Annotated in this window: 6 protein-coding genes; 4 read left to right on the forward strand and 2 right to left on the reverse strand. The window is 68.4% G+C overall.

All coding sequences use genetic code 11. The features are described 5' to 3' along the window. Positions 1 to 384, reverse strand: a 384-nt coding sequence (locus tag GJ632_RS20415) for a carbamoyl-phosphate synthase domain-containing protein (RefSeq protein WP_305037697.1), incomplete at its 3' end; no start/stop codon positions are given. Between the two features lie 97 nt (positions 385 to 481). On the opposite strand from GJ632_RS20415, the gene GJ632_RS20420 reads away from it, so the two are divergent. Next, positions 482 to 904, forward strand: coding sequence for an Lrp/AsnC family transcriptional regulator (locus GJ632_RS20420; protein ID WP_089808023.1), 423 nt, complete (start codon positions 482 to 484; stop codon positions 902 to 904). A 45-nt stretch (positions 905 to 949) separates the two neighbouring features. Here the strand turns inward: GJ632_RS20420 and GJ632_RS25645 are convergent, their stop codons facing one another. Then, a complete protein-coding gene (locus tag GJ632_RS25645) occupies positions 950 to 1,630 on the reverse strand; it encodes a PHP-associated domain-containing protein (RefSeq protein WP_343161290.1) in 681 nt (226 codons plus the stop codon). Positions 1,631 to 1,682: 52 nt separating this feature from the next. Between GJ632_RS25645 and GJ632_RS22550 the strand changes: the two genes are divergently transcribed. Genes GJ632_RS22550 through idi form a run of 3 tightly spaced genes read left to right on the forward strand, consistent with a single transcriptional unit; the run spans position 1,683 to position 3,276 of the window. Then, the gene (locus GJ632_RS22550; protein ID WP_197428124.1) at positions 1,683 to 2,294 is read left to right on the forward strand and encodes a diacylglycerol kinase family protein; all 612 of its coding nucleotides are present in this window, start codon (positions 1,683 to 1,685) and stop codon (positions 2,292 to 2,294) included. Continuing rightward, entirely contained in the window at positions 2,273 to 2,659 is a 387-nt protein-coding gene (locus GJ632_RS22555; protein ID WP_197428125.1) for a hypothetical protein, read from the forward strand. Before GJ632_RS22550 ends, GJ632_RS22555 begins: the two co-directional genes overlap by 22 nt. 23 nt (positions 2,660 to 2,682) lie before the next feature. Further along, positions 2,683 to 3,276: an isopentenyl-diphosphate Delta-isomerase gene (gene idi / locus GJ632_RS20435; protein WP_191453884.1), complete on the forward strand. Its 594-nt coding sequence runs from the start codon at positions 2,683 to 2,685 to the stop codon at positions 3,274 to 3,276. Positions 3,277 to 3,415: the final 139 nt, after the last annotated feature.

Raw genomic sequence — 3,415 nt, forward strand, 5'->3', positions numbered from 1 at the left:
GGTCACGTCGTCGCCGACGGCGATGCCGCACTTCATCGCCCCCTCCTCGCGGATGGAGGTGACGAGGTCGCGCGTGTCGATGTGGTCGATGGCGGGCACGTCCTCCGAGTCGAGCCACTCGACCACGTCGTCGGTGAACTCGCGGGCGATACCGGCGCGCGGGTGGACGCGGTCCGATTCGAATCGCTCGTCTCGGACGCCGTAGTTCCCGATGAGCGGGTACGAGAACGTCAGGACCTGCTCCTCGTAGGAGGGGTCCGTGAGGCTCTCTTCGTAGCCCGTGTACGCGGTCGTGAACACCAGTTCGCCACGTGTGCGCCCCGGAACGCGACCGCGCGCTTCGAGGACGCGGCCGTCTTCCAGAGCCAGATAGGCGTCCGACATTACGAGAAACACACGGAATCTGGGGGTATAAATGTTGCTTTCGTAGTTGAGTTACGAATTTCGTAATCGGTAAGTCGCCGCAGGGGAGAGAGGGAACATGGACGACCTGGACCGAGAGATTCTCGACATCCTCCGGCGGGACGCTCGAACTCCCTACACGGAGATCGCAGAACAGGTCGGCACCTCCGAGGGGACGGTCCGCAACCGCGTCGAGCGTCTGATGAGCGACGGCGTCATCGAACGGTTCACCATCGCCACCCGCACGGGGAACATCAAGGCGATGATCGAGGTGTCGGTGAAGGTGGACGTGGACACGACGGAGATATCCGACCGGATGGCCGAGTGGGACCAGGTCGACTTCGTCTGGCAGGTGTCGGGCGAGGAGGACGTCGTCCTCGTCGTCGACGCCGCCGACACGCGCGCGGTGAACGAACTCATCACGCAGGCGCGCGAGTTGGACGAGGTCAAGAGCACGAAGACGCGCCTCATCCTCGACGAACGACTCGGCCGGAACCCGTAGGACCGGTCGGCGTCCCCGTTCCACCGCCCGACCGGTCCGTCCCTCCTACGCGTCGTCCACTCGCTGTGAGACGTCGTCGGTGTCGAACCCCTTCGCCGCGTGGACTCGCGTGTACGCCCTGTCAACCGTCCGCTCGAATCGGTTGAGGTTCACGACCGGTTCGACCCGGCCGTCGCGGATGGCGTCCGCGACGGCGCTGGGCGTCAGTTCGTCGGCGTGGACGAGCGTGTACGCTCGGCCCACCTCGACGGGGTAGTGGGCGTCGCTCCCGCCGGTCAGCGGGACGCCCATCTCCGCCGCGAGCGTTCGCGTCTGTTCGACGTGTTCGGTGTTCTTGCCGTTCAGTTCGAGGGCGTCGAAGTCGGCGTCGGCGTCCTTGAGTTCGCTGTTTCGGAACGGGTGCGCGACGACGGCGGCGCAGTCACGTTCGTGGGCGAGTTCGACGGCCTCCTGTGGCGTCAACTCGCCCGGTTCCGTCCGACTCGGCGGGTCGGGTCCGACGACGAGGAGGTGCCCCTCCGTCGTCGTCACCTCGATGCCCGGAATCGTCGGGAGTCGGCGCTCCGCGGCGTACGTGTAGTCGTGGTTCGTCACCGCGATGCCGTCGAGTCCGCGCAGACGCGCGACGGCGGTGGACAGAGAGAGGCCGATGGGGTCGAACCGGGTCGGTCCGCCCGGCGACCAGTGGAAGAAGCGAGAGTGGGTGTGGAGATCGAGGGCGAACACAGACGCTCCGAGGGGTCGGTACGGCTTTGTTCTTCTGCCCCCACTCCCAGTCGTGGCCCGCCGTATCCTCGTCCTGAACCCTCGAAGCGGAGACGGCAAGCAGAGCCACCGCGCGAGGCGGCTCGCCGTCGAACGCGGCTACGACGTCCGCGAGAGCGAACGGGCGGGCGACACGGTCGACATCGCTCGCGAGGCGGCAGTCGGGGAGGCGTCGCTCGTCGCGGCCTGCGGCGGGGACGGCACGGTGAACGAAGTCGTCCGCGGCGTGGACGAAGCGGGGCGGTTGGCGGAGACGACGCTGGGCATCGTCCCCACGGGCACGGGAAACGACTTCGCGGACAACCTCGGCGTCCGCGGCGTCGCCCACGCTTTCGAGGTGCTCGAATCGGGACGGGAGCGGTCGCTGGACCTCGGGAGCGTCCGGTGGACGGCCGCGGCGTCCTCGGCGGGGCTCTCGGACGCGCCGCGACGACCGTTCGTGAACTCGTGCGTCTTCGGACTCACCGCCGAGGCGAGTGCGCGGACGACGCGCGAGGCGAAGCGTCGCTTGGGCGTCGTCGCTACGTCCTCTCGACGCTTCAGGGGAAGCGGACGTTCGAGGGACTGCGGCTGGAGGTGCGGGCCGGTCCCCGGAACGACCCGGTGTGGACCGGCGACGCGCTGATGCTGTTGGTCGGCAACGGGCGACGCTTCCCGGGCGAACGACTCCAGCAGGCGAACATGGAGGACGGGCTGTTGAACGTCGTCGTCGTCAAGAACCGCCCCGCGTTGGACTACCTGACGACGGGCGCGGCGGACAGACTCCTGCGGCGCGGGGCGTCGCACCTGACGCACCTGCGAGTGAGCCACCTCGAAGTGGACGCCGGGGCGGCCCGACAGGTCAGCCTCGACGGCGAACTCGTGGAGGCGAGGCACCTTCGCGCGGACGCCGCCCGGGAGCGATGCGGTTCCGCGTCGCGAGGGATACGACCCGTCGCCGCCGGACCCGACCGACGCCGCGTGAACTGCCGCGCATCGAAGACTCCTTGACCCACCTCGCCGATGTCTACTGTATGAGTACGGACGAGGGCGGGAGTTCCGCCGCCGACGCGGAGGGCGAACTCCACAAGAACGCCGCGCAGGACGTCATCGCCGTCGACGCCGACGACAACGAGACGGGACTGGTCAACCGACTGGAGGCCCACACCGGTCACGGGACGCGCCACCGCGCGTTCACCTGTCTCGTCTTCGACGAGGAGGGGCGTCTGCTCCTCGCCCAACGCGCGCCCAACAAGCGCCTGTGGGACACCCACTGGGACGGCACCGTCGCCTCCCACCCCGTGCAGGGGCAGAGTCAGGAGGAGGCGACGGAACAGCGACTCGAAGAGGAACTGGGCATCACGCCCGACCAGTACGGCGACCTGCGGGTCACCGACCGGTTCGAGTACAAGCGCTACTACGAGAACGCCGGTCTGGAGTGGGAGGTCTGTGCCGTCCTGAAGGTGACGCTCGAGGACACGACGCTGAACCCCGACGAGGAGGAGATAGCGGGCCTGCTGTGGGTCGACTACGAACACCTCCACGAACACCCGCAGTGGTACCGCCAACTGCGCCTGTGCCCGTGGTTCGAGATAGCGATGCGCCGTGACTTCGAGGACGGAGAGTAGTCTCGTCCTCGAACGAGGCGTCGCCGAGTCGATTCTCGGCCACGCCCGCGAGGGCGCGGCGACCACGCCCCCCGAGGAAGTCTGCGGCGTCCTCGGCGGCCGTCGCGCCGACCGGGGGGGCCCTGCTCGGAAAGCTGCT

This window comes from Halogeometricum sp. CBA1124, assembly GCF_009741955.1.
Taxonomy (GTDB): Archaea; Halobacteriota; Halobacteria; order Halobacteriales; family Haloferacaceae; genus Halogeometricum; species Halogeometricum rufum.